The 16,976-nt window shown below is 64.0% G+C and carries 16 protein-coding genes; 3 read left to right on the plus strand and 13 right to left on the minus strand.

The window, feature by feature from the left end; genetic code table 11:
* Positions 1-34 precede the first annotated feature (34 nt).
* The 3 genes from EC912_RS07065 to ttcA form a co-directional block, all read right to left on the minus strand.
* Complete coding sequence (locus EC912_RS07065) at positions 35-943, minus strand: recombination-associated protein RdgC (protein ID WP_132142858.1); 909 nt, start codon at positions 941-943, stop codon at positions 35-37.
* Positions 944-1,037: 94 nt separating this feature from the next.
* Positions 1,038-2,234, minus strand: a complete 1,197-nt coding sequence (locus EC912_RS07070) for an amino acid aminotransferase (protein ID WP_132142429.1) — start codon at positions 2,232-2,234, stop codon at positions 1,038-1,040.
* Positions 2,235-2,248: 14 nt separating this feature from the next.
* The gene (gene ttcA / locus EC912_RS07075; RefSeq protein WP_132142430.1) at positions 2,249-3,130 is read right to left on the minus strand and encodes a tRNA 2-thiocytidine(32) synthetase TtcA; all 882 of its coding nucleotides are present in this window, start codon (positions 3,128-3,130) and stop codon (positions 2,249-2,251) included.
* A gap of 98 nt (positions 3,131-3,228) precedes the next feature.
* Here ttcA and EC912_RS07080 point away from each other — a divergent pair, with 98 nt between their 5' ends.
* Together EC912_RS07080 and EC912_RS07085 are read left to right on the plus strand one after the other, a co-directional pair.
* Positions 3,229-3,435, plus strand: a complete 207-nt coding sequence (locus EC912_RS07080; RefSeq protein ID WP_132142431.1) for a YdcH family protein — start codon at positions 3,229-3,231, stop codon at positions 3,433-3,435.
* 8 nt (positions 3,436-3,443) lie between these two features.
* Entirely contained in the window at positions 3,444-4,025 is a 582-nt protein-coding gene (locus EC912_RS07085; RefSeq protein WP_132142432.1) for a GNAT family N-acetyltransferase, read from the plus strand.
* A gap of 54 nt (positions 4,026-4,079) precedes the next feature.
* On the opposite strand, the gene EC912_RS07090 is transcribed toward EC912_RS07085, so the two are convergent.
* From EC912_RS07090 to EC912_RS07125, 8 genes are all read right to left on the minus strand, one after another.
* On the minus strand, positions 4,080-5,096 hold the full coding sequence (locus EC912_RS07090) for a biotin/lipoyl-binding protein (protein WP_132142433.1): 1,017 nt from the start codon (positions 5,094-5,096) through the stop codon (positions 4,080-4,082).
* Between the two features lie 8 nt (positions 5,097-5,104).
* Positions 5,105-5,302, minus strand: a complete 198-nt coding sequence (locus EC912_RS07095; protein WP_132142434.1) for a DUF1656 domain-containing protein — start codon at positions 5,300-5,302, stop codon at positions 5,105-5,107.
* Positions 5,292-7,418, minus strand: coding sequence for an FUSC family protein (locus EC912_RS07100; RefSeq protein WP_132142435.1), 2,127 nt, complete (start codon positions 7,416-7,418; stop codon positions 5,292-5,294). The genes EC912_RS07095 and EC912_RS07100 overlap by 11 nt, the downstream gene beginning before the upstream one ends.
* Before the next feature lie 14 nt (positions 7,419-7,432).
* Positions 7,433-7,924 (minus strand): MarR family transcriptional regulator, encoded by a 492-nt coding sequence (locus EC912_RS07105; RefSeq protein WP_132142436.1) that lies wholly within the window; start codon positions 7,922-7,924, stop codon positions 7,433-7,435.
* A 107-nt stretch (positions 7,925-8,031) separates the two neighbouring features.
* Positions 8,032-9,837, minus strand: a complete 1,806-nt coding sequence (locus EC912_RS07110; protein ID WP_165973530.1) for a M3 family metallopeptidase — start codon at positions 9,835-9,837, stop codon at positions 8,032-8,034.
* Positions 9,838-9,971: 134 nt separating this feature from the next.
* Positions 9,972-10,736 carry an AraC family transcriptional regulator gene (locus tag EC912_RS07115; RefSeq protein WP_132142438.1) on the minus strand — a complete coding sequence of 255 codons (765 nt, stop codon included), beginning with the start codon at positions 10,734-10,736 and terminating at the stop codon, positions 9,972-9,974.
* Between the two features lie 75 nt (positions 10,737-10,811).
* Positions 10,812-11,708 (minus strand): SDR family oxidoreductase, encoded by an 897-nt coding sequence (locus tag EC912_RS07120; RefSeq protein WP_132142439.1) that lies wholly within the window; start codon positions 11,706-11,708, stop codon positions 10,812-10,814.
* 43 nt (positions 11,709-11,751) lie between these two features.
* Positions 11,752-12,492: an SDR family oxidoreductase gene (locus tag EC912_RS07125; RefSeq protein WP_132142440.1), complete on the minus strand. Its 741-nt coding sequence runs from the start codon at positions 12,490-12,492 to the stop codon at positions 11,752-11,754.
* A gap of 118 nt (positions 12,493-12,610) precedes the next feature.
* Between EC912_RS07125 and EC912_RS07130 the strand changes: the two genes are divergently transcribed.
* Complete coding sequence (locus EC912_RS07130; RefSeq protein ID WP_132142441.1) at positions 12,611-13,519, plus strand: LysR family transcriptional regulator; 909 nt, start codon at positions 12,611-12,613, stop codon at positions 13,517-13,519.
* On the opposite strand, the gene EC912_RS07135 is transcribed toward EC912_RS07130, so the two are convergent.
* Together EC912_RS07135 and EC912_RS07140 are read right to left on the minus strand one after the other, a co-directional pair.
* Entirely contained in the window at positions 13,516-13,926 is a 411-nt protein-coding gene (locus tag EC912_RS07135) for a DUF4156 domain-containing protein (protein ID WP_132142442.1), read from the minus strand. The two genes, EC912_RS07130 and EC912_RS07135, sit on opposite strands and share 4 nt — an antisense overlap.
* Before the next feature lie 77 nt (positions 13,927-14,003).
* A complete protein-coding gene (locus tag EC912_RS07140; RefSeq protein WP_132142443.1) occupies positions 14,004-16,835 on the minus strand; it encodes a M16 family metallopeptidase in 2,832 nt (943 codons plus the stop codon).
* Positions 16,836-16,976: the final 141 nt, after the last annotated feature.

Consider the following 16,976-nt stretch of genomic DNA (forward strand, 5'->3'; position numbering starts at 1 on the left):
CATATACACCAACCACCGCGGCACGCCGGAGGATTTACTCCGGGCGCGGTAGCTTGAACCACTCTTCCAGCTTGCCGAGCAGCCTGTCGAATTCCAGAGCCATCAGGGCGAAGTTGGCATCCATTTCCGCCGCCTGCGATTCGTGGCTGTCGCCCTGCTCGTCGAGAACCACATCCGTGAATCGGATTTTACGCAGGATCAGGTCTTCGCCGAGCGTGAAAGTGATGCGGTCGTCGAAAATCAGCCCCAGCTGGAAAACCTGTTTTCCGTTGCGCAAATGCTCCCGAATCTCATCGGTATCGAGATCCTGGCGACGGCAACGGGCAATGGCGCCCGCGGCGGTCGCCGGATCGCGCAGTTCGCACTCGTCCCCCAGCGCCAGGCCGGCGGGCAGGTCGCCCGAGGACACCCAATCGGTCATCAGGACGCGGGGCGATTCCTCCGGGGCCAACGGCACTGCCGGGAAGCTGCCCAGTGCCTCGCGGATCTGGGTAAGCGCGTTCTCAGCGGACTTGCGACTGGAAGTATCGAGCACCAGCCACCCGTGCTTCTTATCGGCATAGGCGGACATGCGCGAGCTGCGCACGAACGCACGCGGCAGGAGCTCGTTCATCACGTCGTCCTTCATGCGCTTGCGCTCGCGGCCGCTGATCTTGCGCCCTTCTTCCTCCGCGATTTTCTGCACACGGCGTGACAGTTCATCGTTCACCACGGCGGCCGGGAGGAGTTTGTCCTCGCCGCCGACCGTCACCATCGTGTTGTGGCTGACGTTGTGGGTCAGGGCTTCCTCGTTGCGTCCCAGGGGCGAGATGAAGCCCCTGGTGGACATTTCGAGGGGGCCGACGGGACGCAGACGATGTTCCGGAAGCGCTTCTTCGAGGCGTTCCAGATCGGCGGCGACGGGGGCGGAAAAGCGAAAGAGCGTCAGATTACGGAAGAACATGCGTGGACGGATCTCGTTCGAATAGGTGACCGGAACGGACGGCATGCGCCCGTTCGCGGATGGACCCCCTCAAGGAAGGGGATCGGCTCTGGATTCAGCTGACCTGGGCGATCGCCTCGGCGACGCGGTCAAGATTGCCGTCGTTGAGCGCGGCGACGCAGATGCGTCCCGTGCCGACGGCGTAAATACCGAACTCCGTGCGCAGGCGTTCGACCTGTGCGGCACTGAGTCCGGAATAAGAGAACATGCCGCGCTGGGCTTCGATGAATCCGTAATCGCCCTTCGCGCCATGCGCCGCCAGACGCTGGACGAGACCGCGACGCATCTCCCGGATGCGATCGCGCATTTCGCCGAGCTCCACTTCCCAGGTGGCGCGCAGTTCCGCGTGATTGAGCACGGCGGAAACCACGGCGGCGCCATGCGTCGGCGGATTGGAATAATTGGTGCGAATGACGCGCTTGATCTGCGACTGCACGCGCACGGCTTCGTCGTGGCTTGCCGTGACGATGGACAGAGCGCCCACGCGTTCGCCGTAAAGCGAGAACGACTTGGAGAACGAACTGGCGACGAAGAACGGCAGCCCCGAGTCGGCGAACAGACGTACGGCGACGGCGTCGGCATCGATACCGTCGCCGAAGCCCTGGTACGCGATATCGAGGAAGGGCACGAGCGCATGCTTGCGCACGGTGTCGATGACGCGCTTCCAGTCGCCGGCGCCGAGGTCGACACCGGTCGGGTTATGGCAGCACGCGTGCAGTACGACGACCGCGCCCTTGGGCAACGCCTCGAGGCCCGCGATCATGCCGTCGACATCGACGCCGTGCGTTGGCGCGTTGTAATACGGATAGTTCACGACCTTGAAGCCCGCAGCCTCGAACAGCGCGCGATGGTTTTCCCAGCTGGGGTCGCTGATGGCGACCGGCGCGTTCGGATTCAGGTGACGCAGGAAATCGGCACCGACCTTGAGCGCGCCCGTGCCACCCAACGCCTGCGCGGTAACGACGCGACGATCGGCGAGCAACGGCGAGGATGCGCCGAACAGCAGACGCTGCACGGCCTGGTCGTAAAGCGCGATACCGTCGATGGGCAGGTAACCGCGCGGCAGCATCGCCTCGACGCGCGCTTTCTCGGCTTCGCGCACGGCGCGCAGCAGCGGAACATGCCCGTTTGCATCGTAGTAAACGCCAACGCCGAGATTGACCTTGTCCGCGCGCGTATCGGCGCCGAAGGCTTCGTTCAGGCCGAGGATCGGGTCGCGCGGAGCGAGTTCGACGGAAGAGAAGAGTGTCATGGTCGATTTGCCGGTTACGGTACGGAAGAAGTGTCGTCGCTGGTGTCGCCACCGGCGAGCCAGGCATGCGCGTCGGGCCGGACCGCGCCTTCGCGCGCACCCAGCGATGCGAAGTCGAACAGATTGCGGTCGACGAGCTGCGAAGGCGCGATGTTACCCATCGCGCGGAAGATGGTTTCGCTACGGCCGGGATGCAGTTTTTCCCAGTCCTCGAGCATACGTTTGACGACCTTGCGCTGCATGTTCTCCTGCGAGCCGCACAGGTTGCAGGGAATGATCGGGAACGCCTGCGCCTCAGCGTAGGCGGCGATATCGTCTTCGCGGCAGTAAGCCAGCGGACGGATCACGACATGCCGGCCATCGTCCGACCGGAGCTTGGGCGGCATCGCCTTCAGGCTGCCCTGGTAGAACATGTTCAGGAAGAACGTACCGAGGATATCGTCGCGATGATGACCAAGCGCGATCTTCGTGATGCCATTGTCGGCCGCCCACTGGTACAGCGCGCCGCGCCGCATGCGCGAGCACAGGCTGCACATCGTCTTGCCCTGCGGAATCACACGGGTAACGACGCTGTAGGTGTCCTGCTCGATGATATGGAACGGTATGCCGCGCGCCGTGAGGTATCCGGGCAGCACGTGCTCGGGGAAATCGGGCTGCTTCTGGTCGAGATTGACCGCGATCAGCTCGAATCGCACCGGCGCTTTCGCCTGCAGCGAAAGCAGCATGTCGAGCAGGGTGTAGGAATCCTTGCCGCCGGACAGGCAGACCATGATCCGGTCGCCGTCCTCGATCATGCCGAAATCGGCGATGGCCTGACCGACCTGATGGCGCAACCGCTTGGCCAGTTTGCTGGCTTCGTAGGTCTGTTTGCGATGGATTTCGGGACGGGCGGACATGGGCGTACGACGGAAAGGCGGACCCCTATTGTAGCCGCTGCCGGGGACGGCGCCGGAGAGGTACACTCTGGGTCTTCCCTTCCGTGCCGGCCACCGCCATGCAGGTCCAGGATCCGACCCAGCTCGCCCACCGTCTTGCCGAACTCAAGGTCGAACATCGCGACCTGGATTCGGCCATCGACCAGCTGGCCGCCAGCATCGGGCGGGACGAGCTCCAGCTGACCCGCCTGAAGAAGCGCAAGCTGCTGCTGAAAGACACCATCGCCCGAATCGAAAGCCGGCTCATTCCCGATCTGGACGCCTGATACCGCCCATGACCTCGCTGGAAAACGCTCATGTCACGCTGGAACCCCTCAGCCCCTCGCATGTTCCGGAGCTGGAACGGGCCGCGGCCGATGGCGACCTGTGGAATCTGTGGTTTACGTCGGTACCCGCCCCGGGCGGCATGGCCGACTACGTCGACAAGGCCCTGCTCGGCCGGGATGCCGGGCTGATGCGGCCGTTCGCCATCCGCGAGAAGACCACCGGCCAGATCGCCGGCACCACGCGTTATTACGACATCGTCCCCGACCCGGCCCGCGCCGCGATCGGCTACACGTGGTACGCGAAGCGCTGGCAGAAAAGCCATCTGAACACGGCTTGCAAGCATCTGTTGCTGGAGAACGCGTTCGGGAACCTCGGACTGGTCGCGGTGGAGTTCCACACCGACTCGTACAACTTCGACTCGCAGCGGGCGATCGAGCGGCTGGGAGCGAAGCGCGAGGGCGTACTCCGGGCCCATAAACGCCGCCCCGACGGCAGCCTGCGCGATACGGTCTGCTACAGCGTGCTGGCCAGCGAATGGCCGGACGTGGATCGCTGGCTGCGGATGCGGCTTCAGCGGCTGACCGCCTGACCCGAGCTGTATCGCTCTCGCTCCCGCAGTAAAGATCAAAGCGCTTTACAAGCCTCAGCGGTGCTGGGTACCGTCCCCACTCGGATGCACCACCAGCGTCGCCGTCATGCCGGCGGCCAGCACCGTGTCCTTGGGCATGTTCTCCGGATCGATCTTCACGCGCACCGGTACGCGTTGCGCGAGACGCACCCAGTTGAATGTCGGATTGACGTCGGCCAGCAGATCCGAGCCGGTCGGGTTGTCGGCATCGGTGATGCCGCGAGCGATGCTGTCGATCGTGCCCTTCAGATGCACGCCACCGCTCATCAGGCGGATATCGACGGCATCCCCGATACGCAGGCTGGGCAGCTTCGTCTCCTCGAAGTAGCCGTAAATCCAGTACGAGTGGCTGTCGATGAGGGCCATGCGCGCACCGCCCGCACTGGCGTAATCGCCGACGCGGATATCCAGGTTGGTCACATAGCCGTCCACGGGCGCACGGACTTCCGTGCGATCCAGATTCAGCTCGGCGGATGCCAGCGCGACCTGTGCCTGGGCGACGGCGGCCAGTGCCTGTTCCTGCGATGCGCTGGCCTGCTTCTGGCTGGCCTGAGCCTGCTGCCAGCCCGCGCGAGCCGCGTTGGCGACGGCGACGGCATTCGCCTTGTCTTCTGCCGAAATCACATTGTTGATGAGCTTCTGACGACGATCGGACTGCGCCTGATACATTTCGAAATTCGTGCGGCTCTGCGCGATGCCCGCCTGTGCGGCGTTGATCGTAGCGCCCGCCGCACGTGCGGCGGCCTCGGAAGCGTTGAGGTTCGCCTGTGCCTGCGCCACCGCGTTCTGATAACGCGCCTGATCGACGACGAAGAGCAGATCGCCCCTCTTCACCACCTGGTTGTCCTTCACGCGGACGTCGGTCACCAGTCCGGAAACGTCGGGCGCGATGCGGACGATTTCGGCACGCACGCGACCGTCGCGCGTCCATGGCGAGTACATGTAGTGCTTCCACAGTGCGTGCGCGATAAACGCCGCGACGATGACGACGATAGCGGTAACGGCGAAACGGATAAGGGTCGGGAGCTTCATGGAATGACTCAGAACAAGGTGAGCGCAAGGGCGCCGAACACGCAGACAAACAGCGCGAGCCGGAACAAGGGCGGATGCCAGACGAGACGGTAGATGCCGAAACGCCCCGCCGCCCAGTCGAGCAGCCAGAGCAACGCCAGCGACACGACGAAGAGAACGAACAGGCCCGGAACCAGCGCGTCGCCAATAGCAATTTCACGGGGCATTGGAAATCTCCTGCGCAAGAGGGGCCGAAGGCATGTACGCGGCGAGGACCGATTCGCCATCGAGCAAAGCCATCCGGATCAGATGGAGGTGTTCCAGCAAGCCATGCGAGGCATCTTTCTCGCTGACTGCCGCAATCGCTGTCGCGACGGCATCGCGCGCCAGCAGGTACTTCGCTGCATCGGGCGCTTCGTAGAAGCGCGCCAGCGAGGCCAGCGCCGTGTCGATGTATCCGCGCACTCCGCCGGGTGCGGTGCCGCGATCGAGGTCGTGTCGAAGCTCGATCAGCGCACGCCCCGTTTCGTGCACGGCCAGTGCCCAGGCCAGCAACGCGCGGGAGTCGGCACTGCCGGGCTCGGTCTGCGACACCACCTGGCTCACCAGATCGTGATTGATGCTTTCGAAACGATGCCGCAGGCCCGGCAACGGTGCTTCGGCGGCCAACGCCACCTGACCGCGCAACCGCGCGAGTTGCCGCTGGCGCAACCAGCGACTGCCGATCACCGTGGGCACGAATACGAAAGCGATCGCGGCCGCCGACAGACCGACTACCTGGGCGATGGCATCGTTGATGAAATGCACGGGGTCGTAAACCATCGGGTTCTTGATGGCCAGGATGTACGCGAAGCCCATCGAGTAACCAAGGCCGATGCTGCCGAGCGTCGCACTCGTCATCATGACCAGGCCGATCATCAGGAAAGGCGCGATGCTCGCGACCATCAGCGGATAGCCATCCACCTGGGTCAGCACGGCGAACTCGCATACGAAGCCGATTATCATGCCGATGAGATAGCCGAACATGACCTGGCCGGTCACGCGCGTGGGGTTCGGCGCGGCGGCGAACAGTCCCGCGAAGATCGTCGCGAGCAGCATGGCGCTGGAACCCATCGGCCATGCGCTCAGAATCCAGAACACACCGAGCGCGAGCATGGTGATCGTCGTACGGAACGTGGCCAGTATCGCGCCGGCGTAGTCATTGCCCCGCGCGAAACGGACGCGCTCCGCCGAGCCGGCAATGATGCGCGGCGCCTGCAGCGTGGCGGCCGTGTCCACGTATGCGTACAGCTCATCCGTGAAACGTCTGAGCAGCGCGGCGCCCGTATCGAAATCGCGCACGTCCTGCGTGTCGGTCATACCTTCGCGCAAAAGAGGCGCTTTCGCCGCCATCTCATCGCGCGCGCCAATAAGCCGCGGCAGCAACACGCGCGCCGCGGCGCCCGCTTCTATCGGAGCGTCGAGTGCCGCACCCAGCGGTGCGTAAAGCGCGATCAATGCCTCACCGGTCGTGTCGCGATGCGCGCGTTTTAACCGGTTGATCAGGTGGTGCAGCGACTGGAAGCTGGTCGACGCGGCCATGAAGCGCTGATTGAACTCCTGCAGATGGCCGCTACGCGCGCGGGCTTCCGCATCTTCGAAGATGACCGAACTGCGCAGGTCTTCCAGCGTCACCGCATCGCGCACGAAACGAAGATGGGCGCGCTCCATGGTCGAACGCGCGATGGTGCCGCCCGTGCTTGCGCGCACGAAACCGACGAAGTGCGCGAACTGTTCGCGCGCCGTGCGGCGAAGCACGTCGCGCATGCGGCTGGGAAAGACGGTGTCGTTGATGACGCCGCTGACCAGAAGGCCAAGCAACACTTCGCTGATGCGCGCCGTGGCCGAATCGAAGACACCCGGTGGGTTGTCGATCACGGGAAGGGCAATGATCGCCGCGGTATAGCCGCCAAGAACGAACGCGTACGACTTGAAGTTCCGGTATAGCGTCGCGCCGCCGGAACAGATGCCCAGCCACAGGGATAGCGCCACCAGGAACAAGTCGCGCTGCTGCGGGAAGGCCGCCACGATGAGGAAGGCGACAACGGCGCCACCCAGCGTGCCGATGGCGCGATAGAAACTTTTCGCCAGGACCATGCCCGACTGGCGGTTGGCCACGATGATCGTCGTGAGCATCGCGGTCGACGGCGCCGGCAGCGACAGCCGCATGGCGATCCAGCCGGTAAGGAAAAACGCCAGCATCGTTTTGAAGACAAACAGCCAGATCGACACCTGCTCGCGCAGTGTGTCGACGACGATCTGACGCGTCGCGGGGGCCTGTTTTTCGATGTCGATGGCGGACATGACGGACCCCTGCCTCAGGCGGGAAAACCTTCCAGCATCTTCTTGAGCAACTTTTCCAGCTGGCCCTGTTCGTCTGTCGTCAGGTTGCCGGTCTGCTGGAGCAGAAGCATCGAAATTCCGGGCAGAAAGCTCTCGATCAACGCCGTGCCCTCATCGGTAAGGGTGAGCGTGACTTTGCGGCGGTCGTCTTCGCTGGCCGTACGGGCGATGAGTCCCTTGTCGCACAACTGGTTGGTCAGCCGCGTGACGTTCGCCGACTTCTCGCCGGCCGCATCGCTGAGCTGGGACGGGTTCATCGCGTTGTCCGGCGTGCCGTACATCATCATCAGGATGTTGTACTCGGGATGGTTGAGCCCGTAAGGCCGCAGGATCGCATTGGCTTCGTCGTGAATCTGTTTGTACAGATGCTTGACCAGGCGGACCAGAACGGCCGGCTGGCGGGGAAATTCGCGGTACTTGCCCAGGGTGACGTCAAGGCGCTGCTCGGTCGGGGCGAAGCTGGACATGGTCGCGAATCTCGTTGGGTTACCTCAGTAGTATATAGTTCATAACTGAATTATCAATATATGGATAAGTTCATGGCGCCCAAGCTGGCGCGCCATGAAGGCCCTGGTTATTGTTTTTGCTCGATTTTCTTATAGAGAATCGCAAGTTCCGCCGTCTTTCGCCTGATGACCTCCATGTCGGCAGCCACCAGTTCGCCGGGCGGCAGGTCCCGGCCAAAGAAACGTCGCAGGATGTCGTCCGGCTTCGCGGCGAACCCCTCGGCGAGCAATCGCGCGTAGCGCTTCTGGAAATCCGCCGGGTCGCGAGTGGCCATGTCGAACATTTTCGTCGCGAGCAAACCGGCGTACAGATAGTTCACCAGGTAGAGCGGGTCCTGGTACATGAGGCGCTTGGTCATCCACGCATGCGCAAGCTGCGGGTCGCGGGCGGGCCATATCTCGAAGCGACTTATCGTCGACAGCGTCAGGGCATCCAGGTCGGCGGCGTTCTTGATCGTTCCCCCCACGGTACCGTCGTAGATCGCCTGCTCGAGCTCTCCCTCTTCGGCCGAGGTGAATATCTCGAAGGTCATCTCGTCCAGTTGCGATTGCAGGTAGAACGCGCGGGTCGCGGGATCCTTGCTGTTCCGGTACAGGTCTTCGTAGAACAGCATCTCGTTGAGGATGGCGATGCCTTCGTGCATCCAGCTTGGACCGTGATTGAAGAACGGCGACACGCCATGTTCGTTCATCAGCTGCGCATGGATGGCATGCCCACCTTCGTGCGCGACCACGCTCGCGTCTTTAACGGCGCCCTCATAAGTCCCGACGAAGAGTCCCGCCGGCACGCCAGGCGCGGCGATGGAAAACGCATCGCTCACCCGAGTGCCCTGCTTTTCGGCCAGGTCGGTACGGTTGGCGACGGGATCGAGCAGTGCGGCGAAATGCGCGACATAGTCGGGACCAAGCGGACGCAGTGCGCGCAAGACCGAGCTACGCATGTTCTCGTACGTGAATGCCGGCGCCACGAATCCCGGCGGCGGAAGCGCCATGTCCCACGAATGCACGTCGACGATACCCGTCATCGCGCCTATGTGCTCCGCACGGATCCGCTGATAGTTCTTCAGCGTATCGGCCTGAGCTTCGACCGCCTTCGTTGTTTCGTCGACGTTCTTACGATCGAACTGGCGCGAGAAATAGGCCGCGGCGGGGGCATCGTCGAAGTGCTGGAGGCGCGCGGCGCGGTCGTTGAGACGTACAACGCCCAGAAGAATGCTGGCGTAGATGTCGCCGCGATTCGCGTAGGCGTCCCAGCGCCGCGTCCATGCCTGCTGGCGCACGGACCGGTCCGGATCGCGCAACAGGGCATCGGCATCCTTGTTTATATCCCGCTCGCCCGAGGCCGTGGCGATCTTGCCAAAATCGGTGCTGCGCTTCGTCTTCTGGTAGATGTTCCAGTAATCCGACGACGATGCATCGCTGAGCGAATCGAGGATGGACTGCTGCGCGTCGGGAAGTTCGTGCGGCAGGCTGCGCACCGCCCGTTCCAACAGATAGGCATATGTACCCAATGCGGGCTCGCGTGCAACCGCCTTGTCGAAGCCCTCTTTGCCGAGGCTCCGCAATGTCGTGCGAACTTGCATCACGAGTTGTCCGTCCGCACTACCCATGGCGCTCTTGGCGTCGGCGGTTTCGCGATCATCGATGTCCAGCGCGGAACGCAGATGCAGCCAGGCGTTGTGCCTCTGTGCCCGCGCCAACAACGCCTCGGACCGATGCAGATAGTCGAGCAGCTCGCGCGGCGTGGGCGACGTCGGCGATACGACAGCCGCCATGTCGGCAAGCAATGCCTTGCGGTCGGATTGCTCCGCCTCCGGGCTCGCAAAGTAAGCGTGCTGATCGATGCTATGCGTTTCAGCGTTCGCGGTCGCCATCGCGAACGCTAAAGCCAACCCCACAACCACCATGGTCCGTACACGCATATCGCCGCCCCACCATCGAAAGATCGCCCACTTTATCGGGCGTTACCGGCTCCGTGCTTTGCGTTATTTAGCGGACTTGCGTCGCCTTAGCGCACAGCCTTGCGGTAACTGGACGGCGTGCTGTCGAACGCCGCCCGAAACGAGCGGGAAAACTGCGCCGCGCCAGCGAAACCGCACTCGATCGCGATATCGATAAGCGGGCGTCGCGTCGAGCGAAGAAGCACGGCGGCTTTCTCGACGCGTAACCGTCGCACGTAATCGCCCACGGGAACGCCGTAGAACGCATGAAAACTTCGGGATACATGCACGGGGTGCCGCCCGGCAACTGCCGCGAGCCGGTCGAGCGAGACATCGGCGGCGGGATCGTCATGAAGACAGTCGCGAAGGCGCCGCAACCATAACGGCGGCGATGGGTCGGCGCGGTCGTTGAAACCGCGACCCAGCGCCGCTACCAGTTCCAGCGCCAGTCCCTGGGCCGACAAACTGGCGAATGGATCGTCGATTTCCAGCTCGGCGGCAAGCCGGTCGCCGATATGGAGAAGCCGTGCCGACCGGCGAACGCTGGGGGCTTCGTCGAGATGGACGCCATGTTCCCGCAACAACGCCTGCAGGTTCTCGTCGGGGGAAAACAGGAGTTTGCGCGCGCCCGCGGCTCCAAAACGCTGTTCGTGCACGGCATGCGCCGGGCAATAAAGCAGGTCGCCCGGAAGGTGATCATTCGCTCGCGAGCGAATACGCTCTTCGTATCCTCCCGCCAGCACCAGACAGAACCACGCCTCGTCGTGCTGGTGCGCATCCATCATGCCGTGCGGTCGATAGCTGGAGATATGCAGTTCGCTGATCCCGCTCAATGCCGTTCTCTCTCCGCAGCCCGAAAACCATGATGGGGGCGTGCACCGGCACGCCCCCAAGATCGTCGTCGGAGATTACACCCGGCGCGGATGCAGCAGATCTTCCAGACCGATCCGGCGGAACATCTCGGTCCGTACCCGATCGGCGACGCCGTTCACCACTTCCGCACCGTCCTGGGACGGATCGACATGGACGCGGAACGGACGCTTGCCATGCTCCATGTCGACGATTTCGACCATGGCGGTAGCGACCGAGCCGGCATCCGCGTCGGCAGGCTCCAGACCCGACAGTCCTTTGAGGATCGCGTCCGGCAGACCGGCATAGGGACCGTTGTCGTATTCGGCGGCGCGTGCCTCGTCGGCCGGCTTGCCCGAGTGAGCGAAGTGATTGGTGCCCTTGGTAAAAGCGCCCGGCACCATGATCGTTGTTTCGATGCCCCAGCGGGCCAGCTCGCCCGCATAGCTGACGGCAAGCGCATCCATCGCGGCCTTGGCGGCGAAATACGGTGCGAGATAGGGCGGTGTGCCGCCGCGCGTGCTGCTGCTACCGACCCACAGCACCAGACCTTTGCCCTGCTTGCGAAGCTGGGGAAGCGCCGCGCGGTTTACGCGCTGGGTACCCAGGACATTGACGTCGTAAAGCTGCGCGTATTGCTCGGCGGTAAAGGACTCCGCCGGACCGAAAACCATATGACCGGCGTTGTGTACCAGGACATCCAGATGGCCATCCGTTTCGACAATGTGACGCACGGCGGCGTCGGCGGATGTCTGGGACGTGACGTCGAGTTCGACGGTTCGCAGGTCGATACCGCGCTCCTTCGCTTCGCGCGCGATGGCTTCGGCCTGCGGCGCGTTGCGGCCGGCGATGTCGCGCATGCTGGCGTAGACGGTGTGGCCGGCGGTGGCCAGGGCGCGGGCGGTCAGCAGGCCGAAGCCGCTGGATGCGCCGGTGATGAGAATGATCTGTTTCATGGTGACGTACCTCGAATAGATGACGATGCAGGAAGGGGTCGAATCAGATAATTCCGCCGTTGGCGCGCAGGGTCTGGCCGTTGATCCAGGAGCCGTCCGGGCCAGCAAGGAACGCGACCGCGGCGGCGATGTCTTCCGGCGTGCCCAGACGCTCAAGCGGTGCGAGTTTCGCGAGACGATCGATCAGCTCGTCGGACTTGCCGGTCAGGAAAAGGTCGGTGGCGGTCGGCCCCGGGGCGACGGCGTTGACCGTGATCTGGCGGCCGCGCAGTTCGCGGGCGAGGATGGTCGTCAACGATTCGATGGCCGCCTTCGTCGCGGCATACGGACCGTATGTGGGCTGCAGCAGCGCGACCACGCTGGACGAGAAGTTCACGATGCGGCCGCCGTTGCGCAAACGCTTCGCGGCTTCGCGCATGGTGTTGAAGCTGCCTTTGAGGTTGACCGCCAGCAGACGGTCGAACGCGTCGTCGTCCGTCTCGGCGATGCTGGCCAGGTGCATGATGCCGGCGTTGTTCACCAGCACATCCACGCCGCCGAACACGCTTTCGGCCTGATCGAAGAGGCGGCGGACATCCGCCGTGTTCGCGACGTCCGCCTGGGCGGAGATGGCCTTGCCGCCCGCCTTTTCGATCTCGCCGACCAGCGCCTCGGCGGCGGCCGCGCTACCGGCATAGTTCACGACGACGGTGAAGCCGTCCTTTGCCAGCCGCTTCGCGACGGAAGCGCCGATGCCGCGGGAAGCGCCCGTGACGATGGCAACCTTGTTCGTAAGCTCGTTCATGTCTTTCTCCCGATCCGGCGGAATGCCGGTGTGGAGAAAGCTTGCTCGTTTGCGCCGGAAGGATAATCAGCCTAAATTTGCCAACACTATTCCGTCAGAACGAACAGTTGGGGGTTCGGTGGACCGTTTCGACACCATGCGTCTGTTCGTCCGGATTCTGGAACGGCGAAGCTTCACGTTGGCCGCCCAGGATCTGGAACTGCCTCGCTCCACCGTGACCCAGGCCATCAAGCGGCTGGAAACCCGGCTGGGAGTTCGTTTGCTCCAGCGAACGACGCGCCACGTCAGTCCCACGCTGGATGGCGAGGCCTATCACCGTCGTTGCCTGGCGATCCTGGCCGACGTGGAAGATGCCGAAGCCGCGTTCGTGAATGCACGGCCCAGCGGGCTGATCCGCATCGATGTCCACGGCACGCTCGCCCGCGCTTTCGTGTTGCCTGCCCTGCCGGCCTTCCTCGACGAATACCCGGATATCCGGGTGCATATGGGCGAGGGCGACCGCCTGGTGGACCTGGTGCGCGAAGGCGTCGACTGCGTGCTGCGCGTGGGTGACCTGCAGGACAGCAGCATGGTGGGAAAGCGCGTCGCGCTACTGCAAGAATCGACCTTCGCCAGCCCGGACTACCTCGACCGCCATGGCCGTCCGGAGACCCCGCGCGACCTGGAAGGTCATCGCGTCGTCGGATTCGTTTCGTCGGCGACGGGAGCGGTGTTGCCGCTGGAATTCGTCGAAGGAGACAGCGTGACCGAAGTCATCCTGCCGGCCACCGTAACAGTCAGTGGCGCGGAAACCTGCGTGGCGATGGCCCGGCTGGGCCTTGGCCTGATCCAGGTGCCGGTCTATCACGTAGCGGCCGACCTGGCGGCTGGACGGCTGGAACGGGTGCTATCCGATTACCCGCCCACGCCGTCACCCGTATCGTTGCTATATCCGCACAACCGCCAGCTGTCGCCGCGCGTGCGGGTGTTCGTCGACTGGCTGACGCGGACTTTCGCAGCGCAGTCAGCCGGGGCCGGCGACGTCTAGTTCTTCAGCGGAACGGTTTCGAAGCCGCCTTGCGGCGCGGCGGCAGGGGCAGGCGTCGTCGACGGCGCGACGTTACGTGCGGGCGTCGCACCGCGGGCTCCGCAGGTGTAAGCACCCCAGGGCTGCGAGCCTTCCGAAGGTTCGCCCAGCGGCTTGATCGTGTCGGCGTGCATCTTGGCCGCTTCATTGCGGGCGAGCACTTCCAGTTCGTCGCGGACCGTAAGGTCGTTGCGATCCACCGGGCCGACGCGATTCATGACCTGGACGGTGACCTTGCCCAGTTCCTGGCAACTGGAGACATCGCCGTTCCACGCGGTACGCACGTTCTTGGCCGCGTCGTCGAGTTTGATGCCCCAGGTACACGCGGACAGGGCGAGAGGAACGAGTAGGACGAGAATCTTGCGCATGCGGAACTCCGTGAACTTGCGGACGGGGCTATCGTAGCCGAAGGCGCGGCCCGGAACGGGCCACGCCTTCGAGTCCGTTAATGCGCCGGCTTGCCGTCGGCGTCGATGACCTGCACATCGCCGAGCTTCAGCGCGCGGACCGGCGCCTCGATCTTCTTGAGGTCGCCGACGATGACCCAGGTCAGCGCATCCGGCTTGATGACTTCGGCGATAGCCGCCTCGGCCGCCTTCTGGTCGACCCCTTCGATGCGCGACTTCAGCGTCTGGACGTAATCGTCCGGACGGTCGTAGATGACGATGCCGCCCATGGACGAAAGCACCGCGCTGGTCGTTTCGAAACTGCCGGGCAATGCACGGATACGCTGCGAACGGATCTTGCCGATCTCGTCCGCGGTGAGCGGCCGCGCACCGACGACGTCACGCGTCTCCTTGAGGATTTCCGCAGCGGACTCGGCGGTTTTGTCCGTCTGTACCGGTGCGTAGAACAGCATCGGACGCTGCCCCTTCGCATCGGAGAGCATGCTGCCCGCACCGTAAGCCCAGCGTTTTTCCTCGCGCAGATTCATGTTCAGCCGCGATGTGAACGTGCCGCCGAACGCCCCGTTGGCAATGCCGAGATCGAGTGCGTTCTTCGCCTTCGTGGACGGTGCGACGAGACCCGCCAGGATCAGCGACTGCGGTGCGTCGGTACGGTTGATGAGGAAGACGCGCGGCTTCGGTTGCGCGGCGACCTTGCCGATGTTTTTCTTGGGGATAGCCGAAGCGGGCGCCTTCCAGTCGCCGAACGCGGCATCGAGCTGAGGCAGGATCGCGGCAAGCGTCGTATCGCCCGCCACGAGAATCCGCACATTGTCCGGACGCAGGTAATCGCGCTGGAAGTTCGTCAGGTCCTGCGCGGCAAGCGAACGGATAGCCTCTTCGTTACCGGTACCGGTGAACGGAATGCCATACGCGTGACCGGCGCCGTATAGCAGCGGCGGCAGAGCGCGCAATGCCAGGCTCGTGGGCTCGGTTTTTTCCTGCGCGATACCGGCCAGCCACAGACGACGGACGCGTTCGATGTCGTCGGCCTTGAAGGCGGGATTGCGCACGATGTCCGCGAACAGGTCGAGCGACGGCTTGAGGTCGCTGTTCAACGCGCTGAGTCCGGCGGAACAGGTATCGAGCGAGCAACTCGAACCGATCACCGCGCCGAGCCGCTCCTTGCGCCGCGTGACTTCGACCGAATCCAGCGTGCGGGTGCTTTCGTCGATCAGCGCGGACGTGAAGCTCGCGGTACCCGACTTGCGTCCTTCGTCGGCGGCGTAGCCCGCATCGAACAGCAGCTGTATCTGGGTCACGGGGATCGTATGGCGCTCGGCCAGGACGACTTCGATGCCGTTCTTCAGTTTCCCGCGCTGAAGTGTGGGGAAGGACAGCGAGGGGAAGGTGTCGACGTTCGGCACGCCCTTGCTGCGATCGACCTGACTGGCCGCGACGGTGTACGCGTGCTTTGCGGGCAGCACGGCGACCGGACGTCCCGTAGCGGTGCCAAGACCGGCAACCGCTTTGTCTTCGGCATCCGGATCGAAGCCCTTACCTGCCGGCAGCACGGTAAGCGTGTAGTCGCCCTTCGTCAGCCACGTCTGCGATGCCTTGCGGACGCTTGCGATCGTCGCGTCCTCGGAGCGCTGCAGATCCTTGCGGAAAGCGGCCGGATCGTCGCGATAAACCTGCCCGCTGGCCAGAAGCGCGGCCTTGCCGCTGACCTTCTCCAGCCCACGGACGAAACCGGCGCGATTGCTGACCTTGGCGCGATCGAGTTCGTCCTGGGTCGGGCCATCGGCGAGGAACTGCTTCCAGACATCGGCGACGGCGGCTTCCACCTTCGCCGGGTCCACGCCTTCCTTTACATCGACGCTGAGCTGGAACTGGCCGGCAAGCGCGAACGGCGCGATGGTGACCGACACGTCGTCGGCGAGCTGATCCTTGTAGACCAGACGCTGATAGAGGCGAGAGGTCTTGCCGCCGCCCAGCACGGTCGAGGCAAGGTCGAGCTGCGTAGCGTCGTCGGTACCAAGCTCCGGCACGACCCAGGTACGCAGGATGCGCGTCTGCGCGACCTGATCGTGCTGCGTGCCACGGGTGGATTTGGCGACCGGCGTGATCCACGCCTGCTGACGCGGCACGGGCGGACCGGCCGGAATGTCGCCGAAGTATTTCTCGGCCTTGGCTTTCGCCTGCGCGGCGGTGATGTCGCCGGCGAGGACCAGCGTGGTGTTCGCGGCGCCGTAGTAGTCATGGAACCACTTCTTCACGTCCGCGAGCGATGCCGCGTCCAGATCGGTCATCGAACCGATCGTGTCGTGGTGGTACGGATGGTTCGCCGGATAGGTGTTGACGAGGATGTTCTCGTCCACGCGCCCGTAGGGGCGGTTTTCGCCCTGGCGCTTTTCGTTCTGGACAACGCCGCGCTGGGTATCCAGTTCCTTCTGCCCGATGGCGCCGAGCAGGTGGCCCATGCGATCCGATTCCATCCACAGCGCCATGTCCAGCGCCGTGGTGGGCACGGTCTCGTAGTAGTTCGTGCGGTCGAACCACGTCGTGCCGTTCATGTCCGTGGCGCCGGCCAGCTCGAACGGCTGGAAATAGGTGCCCTTGCGGTTTTCCGAACCGGAGAACATCAGGTGCTCGAACAGATGCGCGAAACCCGTTTTGCCGGCCGGTTCGTCGGCCGAGCCGACGTGATACCAGATGCCGACGGCCACGACCGGCGCCTTGTGATCCTCGTGAACCACCACGGTCAGGCCGTTGGGCAACGTGAAGCGGGTGAAGGCGATATCCGGGATGGTGTCCGCCGGATTCGTGGCGGCGGCAGCGCCGACGAACGAAATCAGGCTGGCGGCGAGCAACGCGATCGGTTTCTTCATGCAGGTTTCCTTACCGGCCGTCATGGCCGCATCCCATCGAGGCTAGCCCGTCGCCACAGCCGGGCGCAAATGCTCGAAGGAAGGGGTTGTCCGCTGTCCGATTGACCGCGAGCGGTGTCCGCGGACACCGTCCGGCGCCGG

The organism is Luteibacter rhizovicinus (genome assembly GCF_004342265.1).
Taxonomy (GTDB): domain Bacteria; phylum Pseudomonadota; class Gammaproteobacteria; order Xanthomonadales; family Rhodanobacteraceae; genus Luteibacter; species Luteibacter rhizovicinus_B.